Raw genomic sequence first — 15,767 nt, forward strand, 5'->3', positions numbered from 1 at the left:
CCTGTCAGACCGTTAAAAGTAAGCCTGCAGAGGGGTGACCGCAAGGCTTCCTGCCCGCAGCGCCTCGATCGCCCGTACGGCCGCCTTGGCGCCGGCCGTGGTGGTGAAGTACGGGATTTTATTCATCAGTGCGGTGCGACGAAGGTCGAAACTGTCGCGGATCGAGGCAGCGCCTTCCGAGGTATTGAAGACCAGCTGGATGTCGCCGTTCTTCATCGCATCGACGATATGCGGGCGACCCTCCATCACCTTGTTCACGCGTTTGACGGCGATACCGTGCTCCTCGAAGAAGCGCGCGGTGCCCGACGTGGCGACGATCTCGAAGCCCATGGCGACCAGGCGGCGGGCCGAATCGACCAGCCCCGGCTTGTCGCCGTCACGGACCGAGATGAACACACCGCCGGCAGCCGGCAGGATGGTGCCGGCGGCGAGCTGCGCCTTGGCAAAGGCGGTGCCGAAATCGTGGTCGATGCCCATCACCTCGCCGGTCGACTTCATTTCGGGGCCGAGGATGATGTCGACGCCGGGGAAGCGGGCAAACGGGAAGACCGCTTCCTTGACGGCGATATGGTCGACTTCGTTTTCATGCAGGTTGAAGCTGGCAAGTTTTTCGCCGGCCATCACGCGCGAGGCGATCTTGGCGAGCGGCTGGCCGATGGCCTTGGCCACGAAGGGCACCGTGCGCGAGGCACGCGGATTGACCTCAAGGATATAGACCACGCCGTCCTTGACCGCATACTGCACATTCATCAGGCCGACGACCTTCAGCGCCCGCGCCAGCGCCTCGGTCTGCTGCCGGATATCGGCGATAATGTCCGGCGCCAGACTATAGGGCGGCAGGGTACAAGCGCTGTCGCCTGAGTGAATCCCGGCTTCTTCGATATGCTCCATCACGCCGGCGACGAACTGCGTCTCGGCATCGGCCAGGCAGTCGACATCGACTTCGATGGCGTCCGACAGGTAACTGTCGATCAGCACCGGCGACGACCCCGAAACCTTCACGGCTTCGGTCATATAGCGTTCGAGCTGCGCATTGCTGCGCACGATTTCCATGGCGCGGCCGCCCAGCACATAGGACGGCCGGATCACGACCGGATAACCGATGCGGGCCACCACCTGACGCGCCTCGTCTTCCGAACGCGCGATGCCGTTTTCCGGCTGCTTCAGCTTGAGCTGCTGCAGCAGCTGCTGGAAACGCTCGCGGTCTTCGGCCAAGTCGATGGCGTCCGGCGAGGTGCCGAGGATCGGCACCTGCGCGGCTTCCAGCCCGGCGGCGAGCTTCAGCGGCGTCTGGCCGCCAAACTGCACGATCACACCGAGCAGCGTACCCTTCGACTGTTCGACGCGCACGATTTCCAGCACGTCTTCCACGGTCAGCGGCTCGAAATACAGGCGATCCGAGGTGTCGTAATCGGTCGACACGGTTTCCGGATTGCAGTTGACCATGATGGTCTCGAAGCCGGCTTCCTTCAGCGCATAGGCGGCATGGACGCAGCAATAGTCGAATTCGATGCCCTGGCCGATGCGGTTCGGACCGCCGCCGAGGATCATCACCTTGGTGCGGTCCTGCGGCTGGGCCTCGCATTCGGCCTCGGGACCGAATTCATAGGTCGAATAAAAATATGGCGTGGTGCTGTCGAACTCGGCGGCGCAGGTATCGACGCGCTTAAATACCGGCACGACGCCCAGCTTGCGGCGCGCGGCCGAAACTTCGGCTTCCTTCGCCTGAGTGAGCTCGGCCAGGCGCGCATCCGAGAAACCCATGCGCTTCAGCGCCTGCAGCCCGTCGGCATCCTTCGGCAGGCCGTTCTTGCGGATGCCTTCTTCCGTGCGGACGATCTCTTCGATCTGCTCCAGGAACCAAGGATCGTATTTGCAGGCCGCGTGGATTTCGGCGCTCGACAGGCCATGACGGAAGGCCTGCGCGATCACCAGCAGGCGATCCGGCGTCGGCCGCGCCAGCGCGGCCACGATGGCTTCCTTGCCATCCGAATCTTCGGCATTGGCGATCTGCACTTCGTTGAAACCGTTCAGGCCGGTCTCCATCGAACGCAGCACCTTCTGGATGCTTTCCTGGAAGCTGCGACCCATCGACATCGCTTCGCCGACCGACTTCATCGAGGTGTTCAGCAGGCGATCCGTGCCGGGGAACTTCTCGAAGGTGAAGCGCGGCATCTTGGTAACGATGTAGTCGATGGTCGGCTCGAACGAGGCCGGCGTCACGCCGGTGATGTCGTTCATCAGCTCATCCAGCGTGTAACCGATCGCCAGCTTGGCGGCGACCTTGGCAATCGGGAAGCCGGTGGCCTTCGAGGCCAGGGCCGAAGAGCGAGAGACGCGCGGATTCATCTCGATCACGACCATGCGGCCATCGGCCGGATTGACGGCGAACTGCACATTCGAGCCGCCGGTCTCGACGCCGATCTCGCGCAGCACCGCCATCGAGGCGTCGCGCATGATCTGGTATTCCTTGTCGGTGAGCGTCAGCGCCGGCGCGACGGTGACGCTGTCGCCGGTATGCACGCCCATCGGATCGATATTCTCGATCGAGCAGATGATGATGCAGTTGTCCTTGCGGTCGCGGACAACCTCCATCTCGTATTCTTTCCAGCCGAGCACCGACTCGTCGATCAGCACTTCAGTGGTGGGCGAGGCATCGAGGCCACGCGTAACGATCTCGTCGAATTCCTCGCGCGTATAGGCGATGCCGCCGCCGGTGCCGGCCAGCGTGAAGGAAGGCCGGATGACGGCCGGCAGGCCCACGGTGGGCAGCAGCGCGCGCGCTTCGTCCAGCGTATGCGCGGTGCCCGAGCGCGGCATGTCCAGCTTCAGGCGGTTCATCGCCTGGCGGAACTGCTCGCGGTCTTCCGCCATCTCGATGGCTTCGCGGGTGGCGCCGATCATCTTGACGCCGAATTTCTTCAGGACGCCCATTTCGTCCAGCTTCATCGCGGTGTTCAGCGCGGTCTGGCCGCCCATGGTGGGCAGCAGCGCGTCGGGGCGTTCCTTCTCGATCACCTTGGCGACGATCTCGGGCGTGATTGGCTCGATATAGGTCGCATCCGCCAGGCCCGGATCGGTCATGATCGTGGCCGGGTTGGAGTTGATCAGGATGACGCGATAGCCCTCTTCCCTCAGCGCCTTGCAGGCCTGAGTGCCGGAATAGTCGAATTCGCAGGCCTGGCCGATCACGATGGGACCGGCGCCGATGATCAGGATGCTTTTGATGTCAGTACGTTTGGGCATGGTTCACCTGGGAGCGAAGCAAGCGCGGCATCAACCGCGCTTCTGCTCCATCAACTCTGCAAAGCGTTTGAACAGATAATGGCTGTCCTGCGGGCCGGGCGAGGCTTCAGGGTGATGCTGCACCGAGAAGACCGGCTTGCCGGTCAGCTTGAGGCCTTCGTTCGAGCCATCGAACAGCGAGATATGCGTGCGCACCACATTCTGCGGCAGGCTTTCCTCGATCACGCAGAAGCCGTGGTTCTGGCTGGTGATCTCGACCACACCGGTCTCGAGATCCTTCACCGGATGATTGGCGCCGCGGTGACCGCGCTCCATCTTGCCGGTTTTGCCGCCGAGTGCGAGCGCCAGCATCTGGTGGCCGAGGCAGATGCCGAACACCGGCTTGCCGCTGTCGACCAGCGCCTTGATCGTCGGTACGGCATATTCGCCGGTCGCCGCGGGGTCGCCGGGGCCATTGGAGAGGAACACGCCGTCAGGCTTGTGGCGCATCACGTCTTCCGCCGTGGCATTGCCCGGCACGACGGTGACCCTGGCGCCGATATCGGCCAGGCAGCGCAGGATGTTGCGCTTGATGCCGTAGTCGATGGCGACGACGTGGAATTTCGGATTCTCGAGCTTGCCGTAGCCCTTGCCGAGCTGCCAGCGCGTCTCGTCCCAGGTGTAGGTCTGGCGGCAGGTCACTTCGGCCGCGAGATCCATGCCTTCCAGGCCCGGCCAGGTCCTGGCCTTGGCGTGCAGGGCTGCGAGATCGAACTTGCCGTCCCTGTGATGGGCGATCACGCCGTTCGGCGCGCCCTGGTCGCGGATGCGACGGGTCAGCGCGCGGGTGTCGATGCCCGACACGCCGATCAGGCCACGCAGCTTCAGCCAGTCATTCAGATGGCTGTTGTTGCGGAAGTTGGACGGGCTGGTGATCGGCGCGCGCAGGATCAGGCCACGGGCGGCGATGCCCTGGGTCTCGATGTCTTCCGGGTTGGTGCCGACATTGCCGATATGCGGGAAGGTGAAGGTGATGATCTGGCCGGCGTAGGACGGGTCGGTGAGGATTTCCTGGTAGCCGGTCATCGAGGTGTTGAAGCAGACCTCGCCGACCGTGTCGCCTTCGGCGCCTAGCCCGTGGCCCCAGAAGACGCGGCCATCGGCCAGCACCACGACGGCCGTATAGCCCGGTCCGGGCGGTGCGGCGTATTCGGGGGTCTCGGCCATGGGGAACTCCATCAACTCGGTCTGGGCAGCCTTCAGGCCGCAAAAAACCACCGGAGGCGAGGGCATCCGGCGGTACGGCACAGCTGTTCAACGATGATTGCGGCGGCGGCGGGCGCCGCTTCAACCGAGGCCGGACCATATCAAAACGCCCGCCCCAGTCAACCCCGGCCGGAGCGCTAAAAGCGCAGTAAAATCAATAATTTATTCCTTTTGCACCTGCGAGGCGTCTGGGCTATGCTGCGCGCCTTTCAAAAACGACTCCGATTCCGTTACCGCTGGGGGACATGCGATGCTGCGCGAGACGCTCAATCAGGCGCTCAAGGATGCCATGAAGGCCAAGGATGCCCGCCGTCTCGCGACGCTGCGGCTGATCCTGGCGGCGCTGAAAGACCGCGACATTGCCGCCCGCACCTCCGGCGACGACCGTACCGGCATCCCCGACGACGCCATCCTGGGCCTGCTGCAGACCATGGTGAAGCAGCGCCGCGAGTCGATCACGCTCTATGAACAGGGCAACCGCCCGGAGCTGGCCGCCCAGGAAAAGGAAGAAATCGCGGTTATCGAGAGCTATCTGCCCAAGCAGCTGTCGGATGCCGAGATCGAGGCCGCCGCCAGGGCCGCCATCGCCGAAGTCGGTGCCCAGGGCATCAAGGACATGGGCAAGGCCATGGCGATCCTGAAGGCCAAGTACACCGGGCAGATGGACTCCGCCAAGGCTGCGGCTATCCTGAAGGGCCTGCTGAGCTGAGGTCGGCCGAGTCGGCCCGAGTCGCTCAAGAATCCGGGGTCAGGAAGTCGAATGGCGTTTCCCGATTCCTTTCTCGAAGAAATCCGCAACCGGGTGCCGCTGTCCGGCGTCGTCGGCCGCTCCGTGCGGCTGATCAAGCGCGGCCGCGAATTCACCGGGCTGTGCCCGTTCCATAACGAGAAGTCGCCGTCATTCACGGTCAACGACGACAAGGGTTTCTTCCACTGCTTCGGCTGCGGCGCCCATGGCGACGTGATCGGCTTCACCATGCGCAACGGTGGCCTCGCCTTCCCCGAGGCCGTCGAGCAGCTGGCGGGTGAAGCCGGCCTCGACGTGCCGCGCGTGCGGCCCGAGGATCGCGAGAAAGCCGACCAGGTCGCCACGCTGGGCAAGGCGATGGAAGAAGCCGCCAAGTGGTATCAGGCGCAGTTCCATGGCGATGCCGGCCGCGAAGGACGCGCCTATATCCAGAAGCGCGGCCTGAAGCCCGAAACCATCGAGCGGTTTCGCCTGGGCTATGCGCCGCAAAGCCGCACGGCGCTGAAAGAAGCGCTGCTGGCACGCGGACTTCCCGAGCCGCTGCTGATCGAAAGTGGGCTTCTCATCAAGCCGGAAGATGGCGGCGCAAGCTACGACCGCTTCCGCCATCGCGTGATGTTTCCCATCGGCGACCGTCGTGGCCGCATCATTGCTTTCGGCGGCCGCGCGCTCGATCCGGACGCACCGGCGAAGTATCTCAACTCGCCGGAGACGCCGCTCTTCCACAAGGGGCACAATCTCTACAACCACGCGATTGCCCGCGAAGCCGCCCGCGAGAGCGGCACCGTGATCGTGGTGGAGGGCTATATGGACGTGATCGCGCTGGCGCAGGCCGGCATCGACCATGCCGTGGCCCCGCTGGGCACCGCACTGACCGAAGACCAGATCGCCCTGCTGTGGCGCCTCTCGGCCGAGCCGATCCTGTGCTTTGACGGCGACAATGCCGGTATCCGCGCCGCCATGCGCGCCGCCGACCGTGCCCTGCCCCTGCTCGAGCCGGGAAAATCCTTCCGCTTCGCCATCCTGCCCGGCGGGCAGGATCCGGACGATCTGGTGAAGGCCCAGGGCCGCAAGGGTATGGACGAGGTATTGGCCGCCGCCCTGCCGATGGCCGACATCCTTTGGCGCAAGGAAACCCAGGACCGGCCGCTGGATACCCCCGAACGCCGGGCCGCCCTGGAGGCAGCCCTGATGGGGGGCGTGGCCGGCCAGATCAAGAATCCCGCCGTTCAGAGCCATTACCGCGACCATTTCCGCAGCCGCTTGCGCACGTTATTTGCGCCGACGCGCACCTGGACTCCGAATGCCCGCCCCAATCGCCCGGCTTACGGCAGCCCCGGCAGCCCGCCCTGGGCCAGGCCGCCCGAAGGGGATAAAGGCCCGGTTCCGGGACATAGCCAGCAGAGAACGGAAAAGGCCCTTCTGGCCGCCGTGGTGGCCCATCCCTGGCTGCTGGAGGAGCATGGCGAGGCCTTTGCCGCCCTGGCCTTCCAGACTGGGCCGCTTGACAGCCTCAAGAGCCGGATTCTAGAAGAAGCGTCCCGCCATCCGGGTCTTGACGGCGAGGCCTTTGCTGCCCATTTGAGACAGCGAGGACTCGGACCCGCGCTGGACCTCGTAAGTGGCGAGGCCGGAAAGATTTTGGAACCGTTTGCGCGCCCGGATACTGAGCCGGACAAGGTCGAGCGAGGGTGGTGGCAGGCGGTGCAGCGCTACCGGTTGGCAGAACTGGAACAGGAACTGGCAGCGGCCGAAGCGGACCTTGCCAGTAATACCAACCCCGAGGCATGGCAGCGTTTCGTCGCTCTCAAGGCAGAGGTCGGCTCGGCACGCAGTCTGGTTTCGGCATCGGATATGGATTGAGGCCGTCCTCCTGACAGGACGGCTTCGTGTTTTTTAGACAGGATGAGTTAGGAACCGGCATGGCGAAACAGGCAGCGGCCCCTGACACCGCAGAAGCTCCCGAAAAAGAAGAGACCGTCGACACGCCGTTGATCGACGCCTCGATGGCGGCGATCAAGCGCATGCTGGCGAAGGCCAAGGAGCGCGGCTACGTCACCTATGACGAGATCAATGCCGTCCTGCCGCCCGAGCATGTCTCGTCGGAGCAGATCGAAGACACCATGGCGATGCTCTCCGAGATGGGCATCACCATAGTTGAGTCCGAAGAGCAGGACGACGCTGCGGCTGCGCCCGGCGAGAAGGAAGAAGGCGAGGCCGAGGCCGAGGCCGACGGTGAAGGCAACGTCGCCACCGCACCCGCCAAGGCTGAGGTCGACCGCACCGACGATCCGGTGCGCATGTATCTGCGCGAGATGGGTTCGGTTGAGCTGCTGTCGCGCGAAGGCGAAATCGCCATCGCCAAGCGGATCGAAGCCGGCCGCGAGAAGATGATCGGCGCGATCTGCGAAAGCCCGCTGACCATCCAGGCCATCGTGAAATGGCGCGACGATCTGGTCGACGGCAAGATCCTGCTGCGCGACGTGGTCGATCTGGAAGCCACGCTGGGCGGCGGCGCCGAAGACGCCGCAGCCAGCATGACTGAAGGCGAGGAAGGCGAAGACGGCGCNNTGAGGGCCCGGCTGGCGAAGGTGAGATGGTCACCACGCCGGAAGAGCTGGACGAGGAAGACGAAGCCAATCTGTCGCTCGCCGCGATGGAAGCCCAGCTCAAGCCGCAGGTGCTTGAGGCTTTCGACGCCATCGCCAAGCATTACAAGAAGCTGCAGAAGACGCAGGAAGAGCGGCTGCAGGCCGCACTTGTGCATGCCGATATGGATGCCAAGAAGGACAAGTCCTACGCCAAGCTGAAGCATGAGATGGTGCACCTGATGGAATCGGTGCACCTGAACAACACCCGCATCGAGATGCTGGTGGAGAATATGTACGGCCTCAACAAGCGCCTGATGATGCTGGAAGGCCGTCTGCTGCGCTGCGCCGAGAGCTACAAGATTCCGCGCGACGAATTCCTCAAGAACTACGACGGCCAGGAACTCGACCCGAAATGGCTCGCCAAGGTCGGCAAGCTGAAGTCGCATAAGGGCTGGGTCAAGTTCGGCGAACTCGGCGCCCGCGAAGTCACTCCGATCCGCGAGCAGGTTGCCACGATCGCCACCGAATTCGGCCTGCCGATTTCGGAATTCAAGCGCATCTACAAGCAGGTGCGTGAAGGCGAGCGCGAAGCCAGCGTGGCGAAGAAGGAAATGGTGGAGGCCAACCTGCGCCTCGTCATTTCCATCGCCAAGAAATACACCAACCGCGGCCTGCAGTTCCTCGATCTGATCCAGGAAGGCAATATCGGCCTGATGAAAGCGGTCGATAAGTTCGAATACCGCCGCGGCTACAAATTCTCGACCTATGCCACCTGGTGGATCCGCCAGGCGATCACGCGTTCGATCGCCGACCAGGCCCGCACCATCCGCATTCCGGTGCATATGATCGAGACGATCAACAAGCTGGTCCGTACCAGCCGCCAGATGCTGCATGAGATCGGCCGCGAGCCGACCCCGGAAGAACTGGCCGCCAAGCTCGGCATGCCGCTGGAGAAGGTGCGCAAGGTTCTGAAGATCGCCAAGGAGCCGATCTCGCTCGAAACGCCGATCGGCGACGAGGAAGACAGCCATCTGGGCGATTTCATCGAGGACAAGAATGCCGTCCTGCCGGTAGATGCCGCGATCAACTCGAACCTGCGCGAAACCACCACGCGCGTGCTGGCCACCCTCACCCCACGCGAGGAGCGCGTGCTGCGCATGCGCTTCGGCATCGGCATGAACACCGATCATACGCTGGAAGAAGTCGGCCAGCAGTTCTCGGTGACGCGCGAACGCATACGACAGATCGAGGCGAAGGCTCTGCGCAAGTTGAAGCATCCGAGCCGGTCGCGTAAATTGCGCTCGTTCCTGGATACCTGAGCCGGATCCGGAACCACGAAGATCAAGAGCCCCGGCCTGCGAATGCCGGGGCTTTTTGTTGGGCTGGAGTTTTTATTGGGGGTTAGTGGGCCTGTAGCTCAACTGGTTAGAGCCGGCCGCTCATAACGGTCTGGTTGCAGGTTCAAGTCCTGCCGGGCCCACCAAACCACTGATAAAACAATGACTTATCGGAATTAAATGGGTATGTTTCACGTGAAACATACCCGGAACGCCGACCCTCGCTTCGGCGATCAGAGGCCGAGCGACTCGTAAGGGTAAAACTGCACGCCCTCGCCCGGCTCCAGCCGCAGCAGGTCTTCCGGCAATTCCAGCACGCCGTCGGTGCGCGTCAGCGACGTGATCACGCCGGCGCCATCCACAGCGTATTTCTCCGCGCGCCAGCCGCCCTTGCCGTCCTCCTGCAGCGAAACCCGCACCCATTCGCGGCGGTCGGATTTCTTTTTGTAGGCAAAACCGGCGGTCACCGGGAAACTGCGCGGCGGCACGGGCAGCGCGCCGTTCAGACGCTGCAGCAGCGGCCGGGCGAAGAAGCAGAAGGTCAGCAGCGCGGCGACCGGATTGCCCGGCAGGCCGAAGAACGGCACGCCATTCACCAGACCGAGCGCCACCGGACGGCCCGGCTTGATCGCCAGGCGCCAGAAATCCAGCCGGCCCTGCATCTCGATGGCGGCTTTCACGTGATCCTCGTCGCCGGTGGAGACACCGCCCGAGGTGATCACCGCATCATGCCCACGCGCCGCATCGGCAAAGACCTGCGCCAGATGATCGCGCCTGTCGGGCTGGATGCCGAGATCGCTGACGGCGCAGCCGGCTGCGGTGAGCAAGGCGGCGAGCAACGGCCGGTTGGCGTCGTAGATACCGCCATCAGGCAGCGTGCTGCCGGGCTCGTGTACTTCGTCGCCGGTGGAGATCAGCGCCACGCGCAATGGCCGCCGTATCGCCAGCATCGCATAGCCGCTCGCAGCAGCCAGTGCCAGTTCCGGCCCCGTCAGGATACGGCCGGCCGGCAGCACAGCCTCGCCGGCCTGAACGTCTTCGCCCGCCAGCCTGCGATTGGCGCCGCGCTTGATGCCCGGTTTGACGATCACGCTGTCGCCGTCGAGTACGCAGTCTTCCTGCATCATCACGGTATCGGGGTGATCGCCTTCCCCGCGTGGCATCACGGCGCCGGTCAGCACGCGCACGGCCGTGCCGTGCGGCTGCGGCGCCGGATATGGATGGCCGGCCGCGGCGCGACCGATCACCGGCAACCGCGTCTCACCGTCACGCGACAGATCATCATGATAAACCGCATAGCCATCGACGGCGGAGTTGTCGCGTGGCGGTACAGCTACTTTCGCTACCAGCGGTTCGGCCAGGATGCGGCCGTGGCAGTGTGCCAGCGGCAGGGTTTCAATGGCAGCAATCGGAACCAGACGTTGCGACAGTTCAGCCAGCGCGGCATCCAGCCGCATCAATGCGCCGCCATGCGCAAAGCAGTCGTCACTCAGCTGCGCCACGACGCACCTCGCGTTTGTCGCCCGCCAGCCAGGTCATGACGAATTCGGCGATCTGCTGCGGCCGGTTGGCATCCAGCAGCGGCACCGGCAGGCCGGGCAGCGGCGCATCGCTGGCAACGGCGATGATGCTCGGATCGTCTGGCTGGAGCATCGGCTTGCCAACCGACGCGCGCCAGACCTCGATCTTGGCATGGCCTGATTTCTTGAAACCCTCGACCAGCACAAGATCGACCGGGCTGAGACGGGCCAGCAACTCTTCCAGCGTCGGTTCGGCGACGTCGCGCAGCTCATGCATGATGGCATAGCGCTTTTCCGAACTGATCAGCACTTCGGATGCACCGGCCTCGCGGTGGCGATAGGAATCCTTGCCGGGCTTGTCGACATCGAATTCATGATGCGCATGCTTGATGGTCGAGACTTTCACGCCGCGTGCTACCAGCAGCGGAATCAGCTCGGCCAGCAGCGTGGTCTTGCCTGCCCCGCTCCAGCCGGAAATGCCCAGCACCTTCATCGCCGGGCCTTCATGATATTGTGCGGATTCTCGACTGCGGACGACACAATGCAGAATTGCTCGCGGATCGCCTCACCTTCAATCACGCGCTCCAAATTGAGAATNNGCGGCCTTCGCCGTCGCGAAATCCTGAGCGCCGTATTCCTGCTGCAGATACCGCGCCAGGCTATCGATGGCGGCTTCATAGTCTTTGCGTTCGATGGCGGCAACGGTGACCAGGGTGGACCAGCCGAAACTCTCCAGTCCCAGGAAGCCGTTGGCGAAGGCCTGACGCTCCTGCCTGCCCAGCGTCTCCGGATTGGCACCGGCAAAAACAAAAGTGCCAGGCACCGCCCATTCACCAGGATCGGCAGCCTCAGGGAAGAGCTGGACGTCAGACTGATCAAATCGGATGGTGCGCAGCAATTTCATTATTGAGCCCTGATCACTCCAGCCGCATCCCACTCAGACACCACAGCGGCTCGCACAGCGAATAGAAAATCTTTGGCCGCCATTTTCAAGCCAAACAGGCTACCCGCCGCGATCTTCAGCGACATTCACGCAATATCTCCAAGCCTGGCCAGCAGGCTTTCGGCCGCGGCCAGATCGTCCGGCGCATTGGCGTTGAAGAACGGGTCGACCGGCTGCGCGGCGAAGTCGACCTGCACCAGCTTGTGTCGCGCCGTCCAGCGATCCACTTTGCGGATATCTTCCTCCACCACGGCACGACGCAGATCGTCGTACAGCCGCACCGGCCACAGGCCGACCACCGGATAGGCCTGCCCGGCCGACACCGCGCAGGCCAGATCGGCCTGGCCCTGCGCCCGTGCGGCAGCCATGCGCGCGACCAGATCGCGCGGCAGGAAAGGGCCGTCGCCCGGCACGGTGACGATATCGGTGACATCGGCGCGATTGGCGCGCGCCCAGGCCAGCCCGGCCAGCACGCCGGCGAGCGGCCCGACAAAACCTTCGACGGCATCGCCCGCCACCGGCAGGTTCCAGACGGCAAAGCGCGCCGGATCGCCATTGGCATTCAGAATCACGCCATCGACCTGCGGCGACAGGCGGTCGAGGATATGCTGCAGGATCGGCTTGCCACCGAGCTGCTGCAGCCCCTTGTCGCCACCGCCCATGCGGCGCGCCAGCCCGCCAGCGAGTACGACGCCGAGAATTCTTTCAGTCATTACTCGGCTGCCTCGTCGTCGCTGCTGCCCTTGCGCCGGCTGCGCCTGTCTTCATCGGCGACAGCCGAGGGATCGGCGTCGAAGCGCAGCCGTTCGGCGCCGCTCAGCGCGACGAAACGCTTGCCCTTGGCGCGGCCGATCAGCGTCATGCCGATCTGACGTGCGAGCTGCACGCCCCAGGCGGTGAAGCCCGAGCGGCTGATCAGGATCGGCACTCCCATCTGCGCCGTCTTGATCACCATCTCCGAGGTCAGGCGGCCGGTGGTGTACATGATCTTGCCGGCCGCCGACAGACCATGCACGCGCATATAACCGGCGATCTTGTCGATCGCATTATGCCGGCCGACATCTTCCATATAGATCAGCGGCCGGTCGCCCTCGCACAGCACGCAGCCATGGATCGCGCCGGCTTCGAGATACAGCGATGGCGTCAGATTGATCTGCTTCGACAGGCTGTAGATCCACGAGGTCTTCAGCTCGGCCTGCGGATCGAGTGTCACGCTTTCCACGGCGTCCATCATGTTGCCGAACACGGTGCCCTGGGCGCAGCCCGAGGTCTGGGTCTTTTTCTTCAGCCGCTCTTCGTAATCGGTGCGGCGCGCGGTGCGCACCACGATGGTTTCGATCTCGGCATCATAGTCGATGCCAGTGACTTCATCCTCGGGCAGCAGCATGCGCTGGTTGATCAGATAGCCGAGCGCCAGATAGTCGGGATAGTCGCCGATCGTCATCATGGTGACGATCTCCTGCCCGTTGAGGAACAGGGTGAGCGGCCGTTCCACCGGCACCCGGGTATCGACCGGACGTCCCTCCTGGTCGATCCCCTGGACGGCTTCGGTGAGCGCGGGATCGAGGGGATTGGGTTGAACGAGATAGTCCGACGGCAAGGGCTTCATGCTTCTTATATAAGACAGAACCCTGTCGGTGGCGATGTATGACCGCTACGAACCGCGAGTTTTGACCACAAATCGTTTTTTAGCCGGAAACTGTCGTGCCTCAGCCATTTAAACCTTTGCACCGGCGCGCGCTTTTGCGTTAATCGGTCCCGGTGAATACGATCTCCGAAGCCTTCCTGCTCTCGCTGCAGATGATGGTGCGGCTCGACCCCGAGCTGCTCCGTATCATCGGCCTTTCCCTGCGCGTCAGCCTGACCGCGGTGGTCCTCGGCAGCCTGATCGGCCTGCCGTTCGGGGCCCTCCTCGCCCTGACCCGTTTTCCCGGCCGCAACGCCTGCATCGTCGTGCTGAATGCCTGCATGGGCCTGCCGCCTGTCGTGGTCGGCCTGATCGTCTACCTGATCCTGTCGCGCTCTGGCCCACTCGGCACCTTCGGCTGGCTGTTCACCCCGGCCGGCATGGTGATGGCGCAGGTGGTGCTGATCACGCCCATCGTTGCGGCCCTCTCCCGCCAGACCGTGGCCGACCTGTGGATCGAATACGAGGAACAGCTGCGCTCGCTCGGCCTCACGCCGATCAAGGCCATTGCCACCCTGCTGTGGGACGGACGCTTCTCGCTCAGCACCGCGGTCTTCGCCGGCTTCGGCCGCGCCATTGCCGAGGTCGGTGCCATCATTATCGTCGGTGGCAACATCAACGGCTTCACCCGCACGATGACCACGGCCATCTCGCTGGAGACCAGCCGCGGCGATCTGGCGCTGGCCATGGCGCTTGGCATCGTGCTGCTGGCGATCGCCATCAGCATCAATGCCGCCGCCACCACGCTCGGCAATACCGCGCGCCGGCGACAAGGCGCATGATGATGGGCGCGTAAGTGGAGATGACCGGGATGCACGGCCGCCTGTCGCTTCTGCCTCTGCAGCTCAACGATGTCGGCTACAGCGTGAACCGACAGCGTCTGATCGGCGGCGTGAACCTGCGTTTCGAGATGGGCCCGCCGACCCTGATACTGGGGCCCAATGGCGCCGGCAAAAGCCTGCTGCTGCGCCTGTGCCATGGCCTGATCGAGCCGACTGCGGGCGACGTGCAGTGGCAGGGTCCGGCAGCACAGACTCCGCAGAACCTGCGCTTCGAGCAGGCGATGGTGTTCCAGAAACCGGTGCTGCTGCGCCGCTCGGTTCTCGCCAATGTCGAGTTTCCGCTGAAGCTGCGCGGCCTGGATGCGGCATCGCGCCGTGCCAAAGCCCTGGCGGTGCTGGAGCGCGTCGGTCTCGCCGCACTGGCCGAACGGCCGGCGCGCGTGTTGTCTGGCGGCGAACAGCAGCGGCTGGCGCTGGCGCGCGCCTGGGCACTCGAACCGCAGATCCTGTTTCTCGACGAACCGTCCGCCGCGCTCGATCCCGGCGCCACGCGCCAGGTCGAAGGCATCATCGGGAATATTGCCGCCAGCGGCACCAAGATCGTGATGACGACGCATGATCTCGGCCAGGCGCGGCGGCTGGCTGGGGATATCATCTTCCTGCATCGCGGCAGCGTGGCTGAACGCACGCCGGCAACCGAGTTTTTCAACCAGCCGCAAAGCGACGCGGCCCGTGCCTTCCTGCAAGGCGATCTGACCTGGTAACCACCCAACGGAGGACAACATGAATCCCATGATTGATCGTCGGCATCTTCTCGGCCTGATCGCCGGCATCGGCCTGGCTGTCAGCAGTACGGTGGCTCTAGCTCAAGAGAAATTCATCGTCGTCGCCAGCACCACCTCGACCGAACAGTCCGGTCTGTTCGGCCATATCCTGCCGATCTTCACCAAGAAGACCGGCATCCAGGTGCGCGTCGTGGCGCAGGGCACCGGCCAGGCGCTCAAGACCGGCGAACAGGGCAATGCCGACGTGGTGTTCGTGCATGACCGCGTCGCCGAACAGAAATTCGTCGATGCCGGCTGGGGCGTCGACCGCCGCGAGGTGATGTACAACGACTTCGTGATCGTCGGTCCGAAGAGCGATCCCGCCAAGGTCGGCGGCAGCAAGGACGTGGTCGCCGCCTACAAGAAGATCGCCGCCGCCAAGGCGCCGTTCGCCTCGCGCGGCGACAGTTCGGGGACACACGCCGCCGAACTGCGCATCTGGAAAGAAGCCGGTATCGACGTGAAGGCGACCGGCACCGGCTGGTATCGCGAGACCGGCTCAGGGATGGGGCCGACCCTGAACACCGCCAGCGGCATGAACGCCTATGCCTTCACCGACCGTGGCACCTGGCTTAACTTCAAGAACCGTGGCGATCTGGTCGTCAGCGTCGAAGGTGACGCAAAGCTGTTCAACCAGTATGGCGTCATGCTGGTGAACCCGGCCAGGCACGCCCATGTGAAGGTGGCCGAAGGCAGGGCCTTCATCGACTGGATCACCTCGAAGGAAGGCCAGGATGCCATCGCCTCCTACAAGATCGGGGGACAGCAGCTATTCTTCCCGAACTACAGGCCCGGCGGCAACAGCTGACGGGCCGGGCCGGTACTTGTTTCGGAGTCGGCGTCA

13 protein-coding genes, 1 tRNA gene and 1 pseudogene are annotated in these 15,767 nt (G+C 64.0%); 7 read left to right on the forward strand and 8 right to left on the reverse strand.

Annotation, left to right across the window (positions count from 1 at the left end; genetic code table 11):
* Positions 1-12 precede the first annotated feature (12 nt).
* A complete protein-coding gene (gene carB / locus CTR53_RS04695) occupies positions 13-3,246 on the reverse strand; it encodes a carbamoyl-phosphate synthase large subunit (RefSeq protein ID WP_290809636.1) in 3,234 nt (1,077 codons plus the stop codon).
* A gap of 30 nt (positions 3,247-3,276) precedes the next feature.
* Positions 3,277-4,452 carry a glutamine-hydrolyzing carbamoyl-phosphate synthase small subunit gene (gene carA, locus CTR53_RS04700; RefSeq protein WP_290809637.1) on the reverse strand — a complete coding sequence of 392 codons (1,176 nt, stop codon included), beginning with the start codon at positions 4,450-4,452 and terminating at the stop codon, positions 3,277-3,279.
* 289 nt (positions 4,453-4,741) lie between these two features.
* Here carA and CTR53_RS04705 point away from each other — a divergent pair, with 289 nt between their 5' ends.
* The 4 genes and pseudogenes from CTR53_RS04705 (at position 4,742) to CTR53_RS04720 (ending at position 9,313) form a co-directional block, all read left to right on the forward strand.
* Positions 4,742-5,200 (forward strand): GatB/YqeY domain-containing protein, encoded by a 459-nt coding sequence (locus tag CTR53_RS04705; RefSeq protein WP_290809638.1) that lies wholly within the window; start codon positions 4,742-4,744, stop codon positions 5,198-5,200.
* Between the two features lie 51 nt (positions 5,201-5,251).
* Entirely contained in the window at positions 5,252-7,102 is a 1,851-nt protein-coding gene (gene dnaG, locus CTR53_RS04710; RefSeq protein WP_290809639.1) for a DNA primase, read from the forward strand.
* A 59-nt stretch (positions 7,103-7,161) separates the two neighbouring features.
* Positions 7,162-9,149: pseudogene (gene rpoD, locus CTR53_RS04715) on the forward strand (RNA polymerase sigma factor RpoD).
* An 87-nt stretch (positions 9,150-9,236) separates the two neighbouring features.
* Positions 9,237-9,313: transfer RNA gene (locus CTR53_RS04720), tRNA-Ile, on the forward strand.
* 87 nt (positions 9,314-9,400) lie between these two features.
* Here CTR53_RS04720 and glp read toward each other — a convergent pair.
* From glp to CTR53_RS04750, 6 genes are all read right to left on the reverse strand, one after another.
* Positions 9,401-10,669 carry a gephyrin-like molybdotransferase Glp gene (glp, locus tag CTR53_RS04725; protein ID WP_290809640.1) on the reverse strand — a complete coding sequence of 423 codons (1,269 nt, stop codon included), beginning with the start codon at positions 10,667-10,669 and terminating at the stop codon, positions 9,401-9,403.
* Complete coding sequence (gene mobB / locus CTR53_RS04730) at positions 10,653-11,180, reverse strand: molybdopterin-guanine dinucleotide biosynthesis protein B (RefSeq protein ID WP_290809641.1); 528 nt, start codon at positions 11,178-11,180, stop codon at positions 10,653-10,655. Before mobB ends, glp begins: the two co-directional genes overlap by 17 nt.
* Positions 11,181-11,258: 78 nt before the next feature.
* Positions 11,259-11,591 (reverse strand): DUF6505 family protein, encoded by a 333-nt coding sequence (locus CTR53_RS04735; RefSeq protein ID WP_290809642.1) that lies wholly within the window; start codon positions 11,589-11,591, stop codon positions 11,259-11,261.
* Positions 11,591-11,716, reverse strand: coding sequence for a hypothetical protein (locus tag CTR53_RS04740; RefSeq protein ID WP_290809643.1), 126 nt, complete (start codon positions 11,714-11,716; stop codon positions 11,591-11,593). Before CTR53_RS04740 ends, CTR53_RS04735 begins: the two co-directional genes overlap by 1 nt.
* Positions 11,717-12,343 (reverse strand): molybdenum cofactor guanylyltransferase MobA, encoded by a 627-nt coding sequence (mobA, locus tag CTR53_RS04745; RefSeq protein WP_290809644.1) that lies wholly within the window; start codon positions 12,341-12,343, stop codon positions 11,717-11,719.
* Positions 12,343-13,239, reverse strand: coding sequence for a formate dehydrogenase accessory sulfurtransferase FdhD (locus CTR53_RS04750; protein WP_290809645.1), 897 nt, complete (start codon positions 13,237-13,239; stop codon positions 12,343-12,345). Before CTR53_RS04750 ends, mobA begins: the two co-directional genes overlap by 1 nt.
* Positions 13,240-13,391: 152 nt before the next feature.
* Here CTR53_RS04750 and CTR53_RS04755 point away from each other — a divergent pair, with 152 nt between their 5' ends.
* The 3 genes from CTR53_RS04755 to CTR53_RS04765 are packed head-to-tail and all read left to right on the forward strand — an operon-like array spanning position 13,392 to position 15,731.
* The gene (locus CTR53_RS04755; protein WP_290809646.1) at positions 13,392-14,099 is read left to right on the forward strand and encodes an ABC transporter permease; all 708 of its coding nucleotides are present in this window, start codon (positions 13,392-13,394) and stop codon (positions 14,097-14,099) included.
* A 20-nt stretch (positions 14,100-14,119) separates the two neighbouring features.
* The gene (locus tag CTR53_RS04760; protein WP_290809647.1) at positions 14,120-14,863 is read left to right on the forward strand and encodes an ATP-binding cassette domain-containing protein; all 744 of its coding nucleotides are present in this window, start codon (positions 14,120-14,122) and stop codon (positions 14,861-14,863) included.
* 28 nt (positions 14,864-14,891) lie between these two features.
* Positions 14,892-15,731: an extracellular solute-binding protein gene (locus CTR53_RS04765; RefSeq protein ID WP_290809700.1), complete on the forward strand. Its 840-nt coding sequence runs from the start codon at positions 14,892-14,894 to the stop codon at positions 15,729-15,731.
* Positions 15,732-15,767: the final 36 nt, after the last annotated feature.

Origin of the sequence: Ferrovibrio sp., from assembly GCF_002796975.1 — a bacterium.
Classification (GTDB): domain Bacteria; phylum Pseudomonadota; class Alphaproteobacteria; order Ferrovibrionales; family Ferrovibrionaceae; genus Ferrovibrio.

Excerpts from the sequence above, each read along its gene's own strand:
- mobA (WP_290809644.1), bottom strand. The coding sequence starts at position 12,343 with ATGACTGAAAGAATTCTCGGCGTCGTACTCGCTGGCGGGCTGGCGCGC.
- mobB (WP_290809641.1), bottom strand. The coding sequence starts at position 11,180 with ATGAAGGTGCTGGGCATTTCCGGCTGGAGCGGGGCAGGCAAGACCACG.
- CTR53_RS04750 (WP_290809645.1), bottom strand. The coding sequence starts at position 13,239 with ATGAAGCCCTTGCCGTCGGACTATCTCGTTCAACCCAATCCCCTCGAT.
- carB (WP_290809636.1), bottom strand. The coding sequence starts at position 3,246 with ATGCCCAAACGTACTGACATCAAAAGCATCCTGATCATCGGCGCCGGT.
- dnaG (WP_290809639.1), top strand. The coding sequence starts at position 5,252 with ATGGCGTTTCCCGATTCCTTTCTCGAAGAAATCCGCAACCGGGTGCCG.
- CTR53_RS04740 (WP_290809643.1), bottom strand. The coding sequence starts at position 11,716 with ATGTCGCTGAAGATCGCGGCGGGTAGCCTGTTTGGCTTGAAAATGGCG.
- carA (WP_290809637.1), bottom strand. The coding sequence starts at position 4,452 with ATGGCCGAGACCCCCGAATACGCCGCACCGCCCGGACCGGGCTATACG.
- CTR53_RS04765 (WP_290809700.1), top strand. The coding sequence starts at position 14,892 with ATGATTGATCGTCGGCATCTTCTCGGCCTGATCGCCGGCATCGGCCTG.
- CTR53_RS04705 (WP_290809638.1), top strand. The coding sequence starts at position 4,742 with ATGCTGCGCGAGACGCTCAATCAGGCGCTCAAGGATGCCATGAAGGCC.
- CTR53_RS04760 (WP_290809647.1), top strand. The coding sequence starts at position 14,120 with ATGACCGGGATGCACGGCCGCCTGTCGCTTCTGCCTCTGCAGCTCAAC.